Origin of the sequence: Acinetobacter sp. CIP 101966 (assembly GCF_000369725.1) — a bacterium.
Lineage (GTDB): Bacteria > Pseudomonadota > Gammaproteobacteria > Pseudomonadales > Moraxellaceae > Acinetobacter > Acinetobacter lwoffii_Q.
On sequence record NZ_KB850160.1, the window covers coordinates 1,052,635 to 1,068,321 of the forward strand.

Below are 15,687 nucleotides of genomic sequence, written 5' to 3' on the forward strand. Positions count from 1 at the left end.
CCACCTTCTTGGTGGCGGGCTTTTTTTTATTTATAGATTTTATATCTTTCAACTGACTTTTGAGGGACAACATGCAACGTTATCCTATGACACCTGAAGGCAAAATTGCCTTAGAGAAAGAATTACACCAACTGAAAACAGTGGATCGTCCACGTATCACAGCTTCAATTGCAGAAGCGCGTGAACACGGCGACTTAAAAGAAAATGCAGAATACCATGCAGCACGTGAACAGCAAGGCTTCTGTGAAGGTCGTATTCAGGACATCGAAGGCAAACTGGGTGCAGCTCAGGTGATCGACGTAAAAGAACTTGAACACAATGGTCGTGTGGTTTTTGGTGTAACGGTCACGATTGAAAATCTGGATACTGAAGAACAGAAAACCTATAAAATTGTAGGTGATGACGAAGCAGACTTTAAGATTAACAAGATCTCTGTGAACTCGCCAATTGCACGTGGTCTTTTAGGTAAAAACGAAGGCGACGATGTGAAAATCAATACACCAAACGGTGAAGTTGAATACGAAATTGTAAAAGTTGAATATCTTTAAAATTTAAAGCTGTTTAATTTAAAGCCCCTCGATTGAGGGGTTTTTTACCTTTATCTGCTTCCTACAAACGAATTAGCTCTGGGCTTCTTTTAAAAACCCCGATGCAAATAAATTAAATGCATGTAAAGCCTCAGGGAGTACCTGCTCAGGATGTTCGCTAGAAGCCACCCAGAGGGCTGCATTCATTGCAGCACCATTTAAAAATACCGCAGCAGCTTCCGGATCAACTGTTTTAATTCGATCTGCTACCAATAATTGCTCAACACATTCACGCGTGGACTGCAAACATCTGTTTTGACTTGGCCAGTGTGCAGGATCACCCAATACCGCAGGCCCATCGCGCAATACAATGCGCTGGAATTCAGAGTTTAAGGCATTTTGAATATAGGTCCGCCCTTCCAGCATCAATCCTTCCCACAGATCATCAGGCTGCTCCAGATGTTGCTGCGCAGATGAAGCCATTTCCGAATCGATCTGGTCGACCACTGCAGCAAACAAGCCTTTTTTATCACCAAAATGGTGATACAACGCTCCACGAGTCAGCCCCGCTTCTGCCGTGAGTTTATCCATTGAAGTGCTAGCATAACCATATTCCGCAAACGCACGACGTGCCACTTCAATTAATTTCTTGCGGGTTTCCGCCATTTTTTGTTCACGAACAGACATGAATTACTTTACCTCATCATCATAAAAATTTTAATTGACATACGCTCCGTATGTCAATTATGTTTACATACGATGCGTATGTGAAAGTTAAGTTGCTTTCACTCACTTATAAATTAGATATTGAATGAGAATAGACATGACTAGAACTGCGATATTTCCCCAAGACCGCCATGCCCTCTATGAACAGCATGGTTATTCTGCTGCGATCAAATCGGAAGACTTACTTTTTGTTTCTGGTCAGGTCGGTAGCCGTGAAGATGGTTCTCCTGAACCAGATTTCGAGAAACAGGTAGAACAGGCTTTTAAAAACTTAGCTGCAACTTTGGCAGCGGCTGGTTGTACTTTCGATGATATTGTTGATGTCACCACCTTTCACACTGATCCAGAACAGCAGTTCGAAAGCATCATGAAAGTTAAAAATCAGGTGTTTACGCAAAAGCCTTATCCTAATTGGACAGCTGTAGGTGTCACGTGGTTAGCAGGTTTTGATTTTGAAATTAAGGTGATTGCTCGTATTCCTCCAGCATCGACCACAGCTTAATCATTGTTTTATGCGTGCGCGAATGTCTTTTAGATATTATTCAGCAAGTTTAAACCCCGATTAGGTATAATTTCTTATTCACTATTTTTTGTATCTCCCTTATGTCTGAAAAGTTAATTAATTCTCCTGTAAAGCATTGGTGTGAGTTCGAGTTTATTTCGAAAACGGTGAAAAATCCGAATATTCACATTAAAGGGAATTACTCATACTACTCAGCTTATTGGGATCAGGTTTTGAGCGTTGTGTGGTGCGTTATTTACATGATAAGCCATCTACGCCTGAGAAGCCGATTGACCAGCTCTATATCGGCAATTTTGTCTGTTTTGGTGCTGAATGCGTAATTATGATGGGAGGTAACCAGTTACACCGTACCGATTGGATTTCAGCGTTTCCGTTCGATACACGCAGTTTTGTGCCTGCTGGTGATACAGTGATTGGTGATGGTTGCTGGATTGGTTCTCGTGCCATGATTATGCAAGGTGTAAAGCTGGGTGAAGGTGCTGTGGTGGCAACAGGTGCAGTAGTCGCTAAAGACGTACCGCCTTATGCTGTAGTTGGTGGTGTACCTGCAAAAATTATTAAATACCGTTTTCCACAAGAAGATATAGAAAAAGTACTCTCTCTAAAAATCTATGATATAGATGAAAAGCAGTTTTTAAAAATGCGTGAGCAATTGCAAACGGATGATGTGAAATCACTGCTTAATTATGTACAAAGTTTGATCTAAACATTATATTTAATTCAAACCATTATTTTGAATAAATATGCATCTATCAACTAAGACACTTGAAAAACTTCGTGACTTAATCAATGAAATCACCGAATACCGATCAGGGCCAAAAATTATCGATTTTTTTGGTATGTTCGATTATCAAGATGTATATGGGCAAGGTTTTCCATCTAGATGGATGTACACAGATCTACGACTTTCTCAAATAAATGGCACACCAAAATTAGATATATGTATTAAAAACTTATTTAATCCTATAAATTATATTGAAGACTTAAATCGACTAGATAATTTAATTAAAGAGTTCAATAAATATCTACAATTCGACAAATATCAAATTACTAGAACCAACACTGAAATTAACCTTACACCTATTACAAAAATCAATCTTGATGAACAATTCCAATCAGATAATGAAAATATTGAAAATAACTTTATAAAACATGAATTTAAGTTTGATTGCTCTCAGTTGAATCTCATCCCAACCTTAATGCCTGTAATCAAAAGTAGAATAATAGAAATTGAAAAAGCTTTTAAAGCTGAAGCATACCTTTCCGTTGTGTTATTAGCTGGTAGTACATTAGAGGGAATATTCTTAAATATTGCTTCTTTAAATCCAAGAGTTTTTAATACTTCAAACTGTAGCCCTAAAAAAGATGGCAAAGTAAAAAACTTCGATCAATGGACACTTCATAATTTCATTGAAGTATCTCATTCAATTAATTTAATTGAAAAAGATACATATCGATTTAGCAAAGAATTAAGAGATTTTAGAAATTACATACATCCTTTTCAGCAAATGACTGAAAAATTCTCACCTAGAGAACAAACAGCTAAAATTTGCCTACAAGTTTTGAAATCCGCTATCTCTGATATTCAAACCAATCAAAATAAAATTGGGGCATAAAAAAACCCACTCAATCGGAGTGGGTTTTTTCAGAATATGGTGGCTATGACGAGACTTGAACTTGTGACCCCCGCATTATGAGTGCGGTGCTCTAACCAACTGAGCTACATAGCCTTAAACTGTGCGCGCATTATGGGATTTTCTGTAAATCACGTCAACCCCATATTGTGCTGTTTGATCAAAATTTGTTGAAGTGAGCCGATAAGCCGGGTTCTGTCGTGAACGATCATTCCTCTAGGCGCACAATCACTCATGCGCTCAAGCGACCTACCCGAATCCAGCATGGGCCATGCCTAATGGATTCCTATTTGGTCTTGCTTCCGGTGGGGTTTACCTCGCCATGAACTGTTACCAGCCATGCGGTGCGCTCTTACCGCACCCTTTCACCCTTACCTCCGATTCCGATTGCTCGAAACCATAATGAAGGCGGTCTTCTCTCTGCTGCACTTGCCGTCGGTTTACACCGCCCAGGCGTTACCTGGCACCTTGCCCTATGAAGCCCGGACTTTCCTCCCCTGCTTCAATCACGGAGATCTCCACAGCAGCGATCGTCTGGCTCACTTCGAGCGGCATAGTATCAAATATCGAGACTAATTGCTTGATGTTTTTTGAGCAGTCAGTTTTTCATACTTGGCTTGCAGCTGTTCCTGCGTTTCGACATGATTCGGATCCAGTGGAATACAATCCACCGGACAGAACAACTGGCACTGCGGTTGATCATGATGTCCGACGCACTCTGTACATAAATCTGGATGAATCTCATAAATGAGTTCACCCATATAGATGGCCTCATTCGGGCATACAGGTTCACAGACATCACAGTTAATGCATTCATCGGTGATATATAAAGACACGCTACCAACCTTGTTGAAGTTTACGCTCGAAGGCCGCAACCACGTTTGGTGGTACAAACTTGGTTACATCACCTCTTAGTCGAGCAATTTCACGCACCAAAGTGGATGAAATAAAAGAATATTGCTCTGAAGGGGTTAAAAACACCGCTTCAAAATGGGAGTCCAGCTGACGGTTCATATTTGCCAGCTGAAATTCGTACTCAAAATCAGACACTGCACGCAAACCACGCAATACAGCAGTCGCCTTTTGCTCACGGAAAAAATTGACCAGCAAACCGTCAAAACCTACAAATTCAACATTGTCCAAATGACTCAATGACTCTTTTGCCAATGCGACACGCTCTTCCAGACTAAATACCGGATTTTTATGATGACCGATGGCAATCGCTACCACAACTTCATCAAACATTCGCGCTGCGCGGGTTACCAAATCAATATGTCCATTGGTAATTGGATCAAAAGTCCCCGGATAAATCACACGAGTTTTAGACATCCATTTGTACTCTGTTTGTTATGTAGAATCTTATTTTAGCAAAAACTTGTTTTTTTGGTGAATAATCCTCATTAATTTAAAAAACTTCACCTTATTTCTAGTTGCGGTACAATAGCAGCACGTTTGGAAGTATCAGATTATGGCGAAAGCATCTATTGTAGTAAAAAAAAATAATGGCGGTACCATTGCACTGAATAAACGTGCCCGCCACGATTATTTTATTGAAGAGAAATTTGAAGCGGGGCTTTCATTAAAAGGCTGGGAAGTCAAATCAATGCGTGCTGGTCGCATGACCATCGTAGAAAGTTATATTACCTTTAAAAATGGTGAAGCGTTCTTGTTTGGTGCACAGGTTCAGCCCTTGTTAAGTGCTTCGACCCATGTGGTGCCTGAAGCAACCCGTACCCGCAAACTGTTGCTGAATCGCCGTGAAATTGAAAAGTTGATGGGTGCGATTAACCAGAAAGGTTATTCCTGCGTTCCACTGGCCTGCTACTGGAAAGGTCCACATGCCAAGCTGGAAATTGCTCTGGTGAAAGGTAAGCAGCTTCATGACAAACGTGCCACCGAAAAAGACCGTGACTGGCAACGTGATAAGGCGCGAATTTTCCATAAATAATGGATTAAAAGTTGAATATAAAAAAACCTCCGCATTTGGAGGTTTTATTATAACTTTAAGCTTTACCGCCCAGTCTTGCCAGAGTCAGGGCAATATATTCCCCAAACCAGAACGCGGTTTTTAAATCGCCTTCAGGTGGAGTCACTTCTACCGGTGCGTTATCTGACTGGGTCATTAAACCCAAAAAGCTCGACATCCGGTTTAGATCAGTCACGGCACGACCTGTCGGCATTAATGGTAAGCCACTCCATAGCATACCGTGCTGCATGGCGAACAGATTGATCTGCTGTAACACTGCCAGCTTATCGCCACTAAGTCCGCCACCATTGGTAAAAGCCGCTGCCAGTTTTCCCTGCCAGGTACGTGCCAACCAGCGCTTGGAAGACTGTTCCATAAATAGCTTCATGGCAGAGGTCAGGCTACCCATATAGGTCGGACAGCCAAATATAATTGCATCGGCGGCATCCAGTACATCCCAGTCTATATGTTCGACATTCATCATATGCACCTGAACACCGGTTTCCCGTGCACCATCGGCAATAAAATTTGCCACTTTAGCCGTGTGTCCATAAGGACTGTGATAAACAATCGCAACAGATTTGGAAGATAGGGACATAACGCTCAAAAGCCAAAAAATTCAGTTAAGTTTAACATTTTCATGTCATAAACACGAATGTCGCCATACGCCCTGTTTTTGGCTCACGGCGATAAGAAAAATATTCATGTGCTTGACGATAAGAACACTGATCCCCACCCAATACGGTATTTATGCCGTGTTGCTGCAAGATATAACGCGCAATCGCATACAGGTCGGCATAATATTTACCTGCCTGTTCACCGGCCTGAAATGCACTGTCCAGTTCAGGATATTTACTACAAAAAGCCGCTTTTACTTCAGTGCCAATTTCAAAACAAGGCTGGCTAATTGCTGCCCCGAGCCAGGCCCAAGTCGGCGGAGTTTGCATGGCGGCAATGGTATTTTCAACAATTCCACCCGCCAGACCACGCCAACCAGCATGCAAATTGGCAACTTCCGTACCTTTCGCATTCCCCATTACTACAGGTAAACAGTCTGCAGTCATCATCATCAAGGCATGCACCTTGCGCTGCGTCACCAGACCATCTCCGACCAGTGCGGTAAATGGCATCTGCTCATTAATGCTATGACAAATGGTGCTATGCGTCTGGGTCATCCAGGTAATCTTATCTACGCCAAAGGCAGCGAAATCCTGCAATAAAGCCATACGATGCTGTTGTACCCGTAGCGCATTATCCTGCACATGCAAGGCCAAGTTAAAACCTGCAAGCTCAGGCTGTGCGGATGGCTGTACTTTCGCATGGTGAACGCGAGTCTGGCCGACATACACACCTTGTGGAAGTCCTGGTACAAATTGCATCTCGATTCCTTGCTTTGACGCGAGCTAAATAAAAAGATTAATAGGCTTTGTTTTCGGTACGCAGCACTTCAACCAGATTGGCAAAGTCTTCCGGCCACGGTGCTTCAAAGGTCATTTCTTCTTTGGTACGCGGATGGGTCAGACCGAGTTGTACAGCATGCAAAGCCTGACGCTTGAAGCCACGCAAAGTATCATCTAATAATTGCGATGCACCTGCAGGCATACGGACACGTGGCATATACACCTGATCGCCCACCAAGCCAAAGCCGATATAGCTAAAATGCACACGGATCTGATGGGTACGTCCAGTTTCCAGACGGGCTTGAACACGGGTAAAATGCTGGAAACGCTCTTTGACATTGTAATGCGTCACCGCGTCTTTACCACCTGGAAGTACGGTCATTTTCACACGATCCACCGGATGGCGTTTGATTGGTTCATCAATGGTACCGCCAGCAATAATATTGCCGTAAACCACCAAGTCATACAGGCGATATACTGATTTTTTCTCAAGCTGTTTGCTAAGAGAAAACTGTGCTTCCAGATTTTTGGCAACGACTAACAGACCGCTGGTGTCTTTATCGATACGATGTACCAGACCTGCACGCGCCAGTTCAGCCGATTTCGGATAGTGATGCAATAAAGCATTGACCAAGGTGCCAGAACTATTGCCAGCACCCGGATGCACCACCATACCGACTGGTTTGTTGATGACAATAATATCGTCATCTTCATAGATGATATCTAGTGGAATGTCTTCCGGCAGACTGCGCGTTTGCGCTTCAAGCTCAACATTTAAAGTCAGGGTTTCAAAACCATCACTTTTAAATTTCGGCTTAACCGGTTGACCATTCACCAATAAATTGCCATCTTTAATCCATTGCTTTAATTTTTCTCGAGAAAAATCGTTCCAGACCATTGCGGCAATCTGGTCGATCCGTTGCCCGATATAAGTTTCATCCAGTTGAAATTGCAACGATAAACGTGTTGCAGTTGCTTCTGAAGTATGGTTATCTGCATCCTCAGAATCTTCAAGTAAATTGAAATCAGTATCAGGGATATTAGAATTGGAAGATTGTGCTTGACTCATTTGCTCATTCAGACAAAAGTGGTTTAATAGTGCAATTGTAGCTCATTGCCCGTATTAACAGAGGAATTTTTATGTCGCTACCACATTATAAAATGACAATGCTTGCTGTGACATTAGGCATTGCATCGGCAATGGTAGGCTGTAGCAGTAATCCAAAAAAAGAAGTCGTGGATAAAGGTCCAGAATCTAGCGAACAGGTTTATATTCAAAAAGCACAGAAAGCGCTAGATCGTAATCAATATACCGATGCAGCAAAACAGTTAGAAGCGCTGGAAACTTATTTCCCGACCAGTCAGTATGCTCCGCAAGCGCAGCTTGAACTGTTGTATGTGAAATTCCAGCAAAAAGATTATGAAGGCGCGGTTGCACTGGCAGAGCGTTTTATCCGTCTGAACCCGCAACATCCGAATGTCGACTATGCCTACTATGTACGCGGTGTCTCAAATATGGAACAGAACTATAACGGTCTGCTGCGTTATACCTCACTGAAACAGTCGCATCGTGATGTCAGCTACCTGAAAGTGGCTTACCAGAATTTTGTTGATTTCATTCGCCGCTATCCATCAAGTACTTATGCAGTCGATGCCGCACAGCGTATGCAGTTTATCGGTCAGGAACTGGCTGAGCATGAAATGAACGCAGCACGTTTTAACATCAAACGTAAGGCGTATCTGGCAGCAGTTGAACGTGGCTTGTGGGTGATTGAGCATTATCCACAAACTCCGCAGATTCCAGAAGCACTGGCAACGGTTGCTTATGGCTATGCTCAGCTAGGTGATAAAGCGACTTCTCAGCAATATGTGGATGTGTTAAAGCTGAATTATCCGAATCTGGTGAAATCAGATGGTACGGTGAATCTGCGTGCAGCGCGTAGCGAAAGCAGTTTCTTTAACCGCGCGACACTGGGTATTTTTGGTAAAGAAGCCAAGACTGTAACCGACACCGATGCACAGTCAGATGCGCCAGAAACTGAAAAGCGCAGCATCACCAACCGTATTTCATTTGGTTTGCTTGATCGTCCTAAAACGGCTGAATAAAGCTGAATAAGTCCGGCAGCATCAGCAAATAAGACAGCGCTTTACAGGTGCATTTTCCTCAAGGGCAAGGTATCATACTTGCCCTTTTGCGTTGTCCGGCCAAGGCTTGAACAAAACGTGCAAAAGGTATACAAAGGAACTTGAAATATTCAATGTTCAGCCAGACTATTTTCATTTTTTCAGTGATTTAGACCTTAAATACCAGCGCGAGAAGCTCAACAGACCATGGCCATTCCTCAACATACGATTGATCAGATTCTCGATCGCACCGATATTGTCGATGTGATTGGTCAATTCGTAAAACTGAAAAAAACGGGCCGTACCTATTCAGGCTGCTGCCCTTTTCATCAGGAAAAATCACCGTCTTTCCACGTCTATCGTGATAAACAGTATTTTCACTGTTTTGGCTGTCAGGCCAACGGTAATGCCATCCGTTTTTTAATGGACATTGGCAGCCGTAATTTTGTCGAAGTGATGAAAGATCTGTCCAGTCAGACCGGCATCGAACTGCCTAAAGACAATACCGATTCCAATAAATTAAAATATAAACGTGAAGCAGCCAAACCTAAAATTGCGCCTGCTCAAGCGGCACCACAAGCTCAGCCGCAACAAAATAACGCCCCAACAGAAAATAATAGTGCTGCCTCTACGGCGAGTTTCGATCCATTTGCAGAGTTTCAGGCAGTCGAACAGGATTTTTATGGTGACCCTTTTGCTTCTTTTGAACACCTGCCCATGGCAGAAGTTCAGCAAGACGGTAATCTCTATGATCTGCTGGAAAATATCGCGCAGTTCTATGAGCGCCAGTTACCCAACAGCCCGAGCGCTCAGCAATACTTTAAACAGCGTGGTCTGACTACAGAAACCATTGCCTATTGGCGCTTAGGCTATGCGCCCGAAGACTGGCAACATCTGGAAAAAGCCTTTCCTCAGGATATTGAAGGCTTAAAACTTTTAGGTCTGATTCGTACCAGCGACAGTGGCCGTGATTTTGATCTGCTGCGTGAACGGGTGATTTTCCCGATCCGTGATACCAAGGGGCGTGTGGTCGGCTTTGGTGGTCGCGCACTCAATGACGAGATTAAACCTAAATATATCAACTCGCCAGATTCTGAGGTCTTCCATAAAAACCAGTTGCTGTATGGTCTGTATGAAGGGCGCAAGCAGAAAGCCCAAGAATGGCTGATGGTCGAAGGCTATATGGATGTAATTGCGCTCCAGCAATATGGCATTCATGGCGCAGTGGCGACTTTAGGCACAGCGAGTAATACCGACCACCTGAATATTCTGTTCAAGCAGAGTAACCGGCTGACCATTGCCTTTGATGGGGACGCTGCCGGTCAAAAAGCAGCGCGCCGTACCTTGGACATTGCCCTACCCCTGCTGAATGATGGCCGCGAGCTGAAGTTTTTTGTCTTGCCCGCTGACCATGACCCCGATTCATTGATCCGCCGTGAAGGGATAGAGAACTTCAGACGCCTATTAGAACAGGCGCCGTTGATGTCGGACTTCGTGTTCGCCCATCTGACCCAAAATCAGGATATCACTACCCCTGAAGGCAAAAGTCAGGTCATGGGTGAACTAAAAAATCTGACTGAATTACTGCCCAAACACGGCTCCTTCCGTTATCTGCTGCAGCAATTTTTCCGTGAAAAACTGGGCTTTAACCGTAAATGGCAACCAAAAGTCAATACGGATGCATCCTTAAGCTTTAGTACCAAAATTGATGCTGAAGAATATGTGATTGCGATCTTGATGAATCATCCTTATCTATATATTCATTTTGAGCCGCTGCGCGCGCTGGTAGCGGAAGATCAGCTGCTGTTTAAAATTTTGAATATTCTGAATGTGATTTTTGATGACTTGCCAGATGATCCCGAACTGTCGATCTACTATGTGCTCGGTGCCTGCGCAGCCCATCATCATGAACTGCAGCATATTTTGCAGCATGCCAATGTCAGTGATTACACCTCATCGCCAGAACAGGCCGACAAACTCGCGGCTGATTTTTCGACCAAGCTGCAATATCAGTGTTTAAAAAACAAGATTAAATCCAAGAAATTTAGCAGCATTGCTGAAATGAAAAATCTGAAAATGCAGATTTATGAAATTGACCGAAAACGCTCAATGACCCTATTAGAAGACTGATTTTTCAAATTATTGATTCTTTTGAATCAAATGAAGTCAGTGCTAGCTCACAGTATTATTTATCATTTTCTCAAACAATCAGGTTGGGTTTTATGTTGAAGTACAAATCAACAAAGAACCAAGCCTCTCATCATACTGATTAAAATGAATGCCTGGATTTACGACGTTTCGCAACCACATTGCCCAGTTCTTCCTGCAACAGCTCAAAATAGGCAGGATCTTCCGCTTTGGCCGCCTCACGCAGCACAATAGAGGTTGGATGTAACAGTTTTTGGGTCAAACGATGTGAAAACTCGGCCAGTACAGTATCTGCCTTTTCGCCTTTGGCAATACGCTGGATTGCCAGTGTCAATTCTTCCTGACGTAAAGTTTCACCATGATCACGATAGGCATGAATGGTCGCCCCGGCCTGTTTGACCTTTTGCTGGGTCATCAGTTCTGTAGCCAGCTGATTGACCATGATTTCGGCCTCAACAGCCGCCTGACGGCGCTGTGCCAGATTTTCCTCAATCACGCTTTGCAGATCATCAACGCCATACAGATAAACCCCGTCCAGGCTTTCTACTTTGGCATCAATATCGCGCGGTACGGCCAGATCGACCAGCAGCATCTGCTGGTAACGGCGTTTTTTCAGTGCAGCCTTTACATCGGTAAAATGGATCACTTGATGCAAACTGCCGGTACAACTGGAAATGACATCGGCACGATGCAGATTTTCTGCAAGCTGATCAAAACCTATAATTTCGACCTCAACCCGATGTGCAATTTCCTGTGCCAGGATATCCGCACGCTCGCGGGTACGGTTACAGATAATGATCTTGCCCACCCCCATCTCTGCAAGGTGTTTGGCCACCAGACTGTTCATCTCCCCGGCTGCCACTATCATAATGGTCAGCTTGTCCGGATGACTAAATACTTGCAAGGCCAGTTGCGCCACCGCATAGCCCATTGAGACCGCATGACTGCCGACAGCCGTTTCTGAGCGCACGCGTTTAGCGGCATAAAAGGCATATTCAAAAATTCGGTTGAGATTGCGCGACACCGTATGGGAGTCTTTGGCCAGAGAAAGTGCGGTTTTGACCTGCCCCAGAATTTGTGGTTCGCCCAGCATCAGTGAATCCAGACCACTGGCGACACGCATCAGATGCGTCACCGCTTGAGCATTTTCATAACGATAGACATGATGTTGCAGTTGTTTGACATCTACCCCATTTTTCTGGGCGAGCCAGTTTAGCACCATGTCAGCATTGTCAGACATGGCGTAAACTTCGGTCCGGTTACATGTAGACACCACCACCATGTCGTTCAGTTCAGGGTGTTGGCTTTGCTCGGCAAGAATGGCACTTAACTTTTCAGGGTTAAACGCCACTTGTTCGCGCAGTTCTACAGAGGCAGTTTGATGGTTGACACCCAATGCAAAGAAAGACATATCAGGTCATCATTTCACTAAATTTATGCTATTGTGCAACATCGGTGTCATAAAAAGCATTACTTGGATCAATAAAAAATTGCGTCAAACAATTAGCCGTATCAACGGCCCTACAATTAAGCAATATTCTACCACATTCCTACTGGTGGGTAGCATGGCTTCGACTGCGCATCTTTATGCAGCGGAAGCAGTTTACCATGCAAATCAAAATTATGATGCGATAAAACAAAGTATGATGGCTGAGTTTGCCATCGCTGCACATGACATTCCGACTGCTTTGCACAACTATACGGTGCTGGCGATCAAAAGCAATTCCACTTCAGTCAAGCAGCGTGCACTGAATGTCGCGCTGGAACATGACGATCTTCAGGCCGCACTGGATATCTCTACGCACTGGGTGGTACAAGAGCCGCAAGATGTCCCCGCTTTATTTTATTTATCACATATTGCCCTGAAAGCACATGAATATGAGCTAGCCGCTGAGACCTTGGAAAAAATCCTGCAAATTGATGATAGTGCCGATCTGGAAGAAATTCTGGCCGGAATTTCACCAGAAGGTACAGAGGACCGTAGTTATCTGATTCAGGCTTTGAGCACCACCAAAGCCAAGGACAATCCGTCTATTCTGGTGCTGGTGGCCGGCCTGGAAGCACAAAATGGTCAGCTCGAACAGGCCTTAAATACGGTTAACCGCGCCTTAAAAAAACGGCCGAATGCAACCGGCTATATCCTGATGAAAGCCAATCTGCTCAATGCGCTTGGCGATACTCAGGCCACGCTACAATGGTATGAAAAATCCAGCCGTAAAAACCGCAATAATCTGGATGTGCGTCTGGCCGAAGTCAAATATCTGGTCAAGCTGAACGAAGCGACTTTGGCGCTGAAAAAACTGCAAGACATTCTAAAAAAGTGGCCGACTGCCGAAGAAGCCCTGTTTATTGCCGGACTAACCAGTATCGACCTGGAAGAATACGAGAAGGCCGAAAAATATCTGGTCGAACTGCGTTATTCTGCGCAATATCAAAACGAAGCCTATTATTATCTGGCGGTAAATGCAGAACGCAAACAGCATTATGAAACCGCCAAAGCCTATTATCGGCTGGTAGATGGCAGTCTTTACACGGTTTCGCGTCGCAACATGATTTCGATTTTCGCCCAGCAAGATAAGCTGCATGATGCGCTGCGTTTCTTAACACAGGAAAGGGTGAATTATCCGCAACATGCCAGCTTCCTTTATCTGGCTCAGGCGGATATTTTAACTCGTATGCAGAATAAAAAAGCTGCGATTCGCCTGCTGGAAGAAGCCAGCAAAAACCTGCCGGATGACCCTGAACTGGTCTATTCGCAAGTCCTGTTGCTGGATCCCCATCAGGATCGCGTCAAGCTGGATGAACTACTTAGCACTTTACTTAAAATTGAACCGAACAGTCCGACCTATCTGAATGCCTATGCCTACACCCTGGCGATGCAGAACCGCCGTCTCGAAGAAGCACGCCGCTATGTAGAGCAAGCACTGGAATATGCACCGGAACAGGCGTCCATTCTGGATACCTATGGTTATATCTGTTATTTACAGAATGACTTCGCTACAGCTGCGGACGTATTATACAAAGCCTATCAATTGAATCCGAATGTGAAGATTGGGGTGCGTTATGCCCGGTCGTTGTACATGAAAGGTGATCTACAACACTTCCACCAAGTGTTACAACAATTACAACAAAACCATCCAAATGACCCAGAATTGAAACAACTTAATTCGCTATTGTTAGCACCACAAACCAAAACGAGTTAATTAGTTTATGCGCAATTTAAGCCAATTGGGCTGCTGTGCCTTTGCAGCCACTGCTTTATTTTTAACTGGCTGTCAGCAGATGATCAAGCCACAAACGCCTGCCACTCCGTCTGTACAAGCGGAGAATCAATTCCAACTGCAAGGTAAAATTGGCGTTCGCACCCCTCAACAGACTGGCAGCGCATTCTTTACCTGGGTACAACAGCAGGAAGAATTTGATATTGAGCTCAGTGGTATCTTAGGTGTCGGTAAAACCCAGATTTCTGGCACACCGGGACAAGTGACTTTAAACAGCGCAAAAACCGGTGTGATTCAGGCAGCCAGTGCCGAGGAATTACTGCAACGCGCAACAGGCTGGCAAGCGCCGATCAGTTATTTAGTCGATTGGGTACAAGCCCGCCCTGCCACCACGGCTGCCAAATTACAAAAAGACGATGCGCAGCGGATTAACCAGATTATCGAACAGGGCTGGACAGTCGATCTCAATTATAATGCGCAGGCCAAAATGCCAAACCGCTTAAGTTTAAAGCAGTCACTTGGAAATGGTGCGGAAAACCGTATTACAATGATCATTGAAAACCGTTAATTGACCTGATTCCAGCCCATGATGATTCGTGTTCCCTCGCCTGCTAAACTGAATTTGTTTTTACATATCACCGGTCGCCGTGAAAATGGCTATCATGAACTGCAAAGTATTTTTCAGCTGATTGACCTGTATGACTGGCTGGAGTTTGAACCAAGCGCTGATGATGCGATTCAGATAGAAGGTTTGGCCTCAGTCGATCTGCAACAGAATTTAATCTATCGGGCGATACAATTATTGAAGCCCTATGCCAAAACGCCGTGCGGACTAAAAATTCGTCTGGAAAAAAATATCCCGATGGGTGCAGGTCTGGGTGGAGGGTCTTCCAATGCAGCGACGACCTTGATTGTGATAAACCAGCTCTGGCAGTGCGATTTAAATATTGAGCAACTGGCAGATCTCGGGGTTAAACTGGGTGCAGATGTGCCGATATTTGTGCATGGTAAAAATGCTTGGGCTGAAGGCATTGGTGAACACTTAACATTCATAGACTTAGATCAAAAAAAATTCATTGTGTTAAAACCTGATTGTTTTATCAGCACTCAAATGCTTTTTTCGCAAAAAGCATTGACAAGAGACACGAAGAGCACTAAATTTTGCGCCTATCAGGAAACGCCATCTGATTTTGGAAATAACTTTGAGCCACTGGCAAGAAGCTTATATCCTGAAGTCGATGAAGCAATGCAATATCTCGACCAGTTCGGTAGAGCAAAGCTTACAGGTACAGGTGCTTGTGTGTTTATTGAAGTCACTGAAAATCTGAACATCGAAGATATTCTTGCAAATGCACCATGTAAAGCTTACCTGGTCAACAGTTTACAAGAATCACCTTTAGTTCAGTTTAAAGTGTAGA

General features: G+C 44.0%; 16 protein-coding genes, 1 tRNA gene, 1 other RNA gene and 1 pseudogene. 10 read left to right on the plus strand and 9 right to left on the minus strand.

Going from position 1 to position 15,687, the window contains the following annotated elements:
* The first annotated feature begins 71 nt into the window (after positions 1 to 71).
* Positions 72 to 548 (plus strand): transcription elongation factor GreA, encoded by a 477-nt coding sequence (greA, locus tag F891_RS11140; protein ID WP_004280577.1) that lies wholly within the window; start codon positions 72 to 74, stop codon positions 546 to 548.
* Positions 549 to 620: 72 nt separating this feature from the next.
* Here greA and F891_RS11145 read toward each other — a convergent pair whose 3' ends face one another.
* Entirely contained in the window at positions 621 to 1,214 is a 594-nt protein-coding gene (locus F891_RS11145) for a TetR/AcrR family transcriptional regulator (RefSeq protein WP_004280578.1), read from the minus strand.
* Between the two features lie 136 nt (positions 1,215 to 1,350).
* Here F891_RS11145 and F891_RS11150 point away from each other — a divergent pair, with 136 nt between their 5' ends.
* From F891_RS11150 to F891_RS11160, 3 genes and pseudogenes are all read left to right on the plus strand, one after another.
* Positions 1,351 to 1,755: a RidA family protein gene (locus F891_RS11150; RefSeq protein ID WP_004280579.1), complete on the plus strand. Its 405-nt coding sequence runs from the start codon at positions 1,351 to 1,353 to the stop codon at positions 1,753 to 1,755.
* Positions 1,756 to 1,856: 101 nt separating this feature from the next.
* Positions 1,857 to 2,482 (plus strand): annotated as a pseudogene (locus F891_RS11155) (CatB-related O-acetyltransferase).
* Between the two features lie 37 nt (positions 2,483 to 2,519).
* On the plus strand, positions 2,520 to 3,392 hold the full coding sequence (locus F891_RS11160; protein ID WP_004280583.1) for a hypothetical protein: 873 nt from the start codon (positions 2,520 to 2,522) through the stop codon (positions 3,390 to 3,392).
* A gap of 37 nt (positions 3,393 to 3,429) precedes the next feature.
* Here the strand turns inward: F891_RS11160 and F891_RS11165 are convergent.
* The 4 genes from F891_RS11165 to coaD form a co-directional block, all read right to left on the minus strand.
* Positions 3,430 to 3,506, minus strand: a tRNA-Met gene (locus tag F891_RS11165).
* Positions 3,507 to 3,578: 72 nt separating this feature from the next.
* An RNA gene (rnpB, locus tag F891_RS17095) (RNase P RNA component class A) lies at positions 3,579 to 3,956 on the minus strand.
* A 26-nt stretch (positions 3,957 to 3,982) separates the two neighbouring features.
* On the minus strand, positions 3,983 to 4,246 hold the full coding sequence (locus F891_RS11170) for a YfhL family 4Fe-4S dicluster ferredoxin (RefSeq protein ID WP_004280584.1): 264 nt from the start codon (positions 4,244 to 4,246) through the stop codon (positions 3,983 to 3,985).
* 1 nt (position 4,247) lies between these two features.
* A complete protein-coding gene (gene coaD / locus F891_RS11175; RefSeq protein ID WP_004280585.1) occupies positions 4,248 to 4,739 on the minus strand; it encodes a pantetheine-phosphate adenylyltransferase in 492 nt (163 codons plus the stop codon).
* 139 nt (positions 4,740 to 4,878) lie between these two features.
* On the opposite strand from coaD, the gene smpB reads away from it, so the two are divergent.
* On the plus strand, positions 4,879 to 5,358 hold the full coding sequence (smpB, locus tag F891_RS11180) for an SsrA-binding protein SmpB (protein ID WP_004280586.1): 480 nt from the start codon (positions 4,879 to 4,881) through the stop codon (positions 5,356 to 5,358).
* A 55-nt stretch (positions 5,359 to 5,413) separates the two neighbouring features.
* Here the strand turns inward: smpB and F891_RS11185 are convergent, their stop codons facing one another.
* From F891_RS11185 to rluD, 3 genes are read right to left on the minus strand one after another with little or no spacing between them, the layout of a single operon-like run.
* The gene (locus F891_RS11185; RefSeq protein WP_004280587.1) at positions 5,414 to 5,974 is read right to left on the minus strand and encodes a flavodoxin family protein; all 561 of its coding nucleotides are present in this window, start codon (positions 5,972 to 5,974) and stop codon (positions 5,414 to 5,416) included.
* 40 nt (positions 5,975 to 6,014) lie between these two features.
* Positions 6,015 to 6,755, minus strand: a complete 741-nt coding sequence (pgeF, locus tag F891_RS11190; RefSeq protein ID WP_004280589.1) for a peptidoglycan editing factor PgeF — start codon at positions 6,753 to 6,755, stop codon at positions 6,015 to 6,017.
* A 37-nt stretch (positions 6,756 to 6,792) separates the two neighbouring features.
* The gene (gene rluD, locus F891_RS11195; RefSeq protein WP_004280590.1) at positions 6,793 to 7,845 is read right to left on the minus strand and encodes a 23S rRNA pseudouridine(1911/1915/1917) synthase RluD; all 1,053 of its coding nucleotides are present in this window, start codon (positions 7,843 to 7,845) and stop codon (positions 6,793 to 6,795) included.
* 71 nt (positions 7,846 to 7,916) lie between these two features.
* Between rluD and F891_RS11200 the strand changes: the two genes are divergently transcribed.
* Positions 7,917 to 8,882 carry an outer membrane protein assembly factor BamD gene (locus tag F891_RS11200; protein ID WP_004280592.1) on the plus strand — a complete coding sequence of 322 codons (966 nt, stop codon included), beginning with the start codon at positions 7,917 to 7,919 and terminating at the stop codon, positions 8,880 to 8,882.
* A gap of 225 nt (positions 8,883 to 9,107) precedes the next feature.
* A complete protein-coding gene (locus F891_RS11205) occupies positions 9,108 to 11,030 on the plus strand; it encodes a DNA primase (protein ID WP_004280593.1) in 1,923 nt (640 codons plus the stop codon).
* Positions 11,031 to 11,169: 139 nt separating this feature from the next.
* Here the strand turns inward: F891_RS11205 and hemA are convergent, their stop codons facing one another.
* The gene (hemA, locus tag F891_RS11210; RefSeq protein ID WP_004731878.1) at positions 11,170 to 12,459 is read right to left on the minus strand and encodes a glutamyl-tRNA reductase; all 1,290 of its coding nucleotides are present in this window, start codon (positions 12,457 to 12,459) and stop codon (positions 11,170 to 11,172) included.
* 79 nt (positions 12,460 to 12,538) lie between these two features.
* Here hemA and F891_RS11215 point away from each other — a divergent pair, with 79 nt between their 5' ends.
* Genes F891_RS11215 through ispE form a run of 3 tightly spaced genes read left to right on the plus strand, consistent with a single transcriptional unit; the run spans position 12,539 to position 15,686 of the window.
* Positions 12,539 to 14,251: a tetratricopeptide repeat protein gene (locus F891_RS11215; protein ID WP_004280596.1), complete on the plus strand. Its 1,713-nt coding sequence runs from the start codon at positions 12,539 to 12,541 to the stop codon at positions 14,249 to 14,251.
* Between the two features lie 7 nt (positions 14,252 to 14,258).
* Positions 14,259 to 14,837, plus strand: a complete 579-nt coding sequence (gene lolB, locus F891_RS11220; RefSeq protein ID WP_004280598.1) for a lipoprotein insertase outer membrane protein LolB — start codon at positions 14,259 to 14,261, stop codon at positions 14,835 to 14,837.
* Positions 14,838 to 14,858: 21 nt separating this feature from the next.
* Positions 14,859 to 15,686, plus strand: coding sequence for a 4-(cytidine 5'-diphospho)-2-C-methyl-D-erythritol kinase (ispE, locus tag F891_RS11225; protein ID WP_034439600.1), 828 nt, complete (start codon positions 14,859 to 14,861; stop codon positions 15,684 to 15,686).
* The last annotated feature ends 1 nt before the right edge of the window (position 15,687 follow it).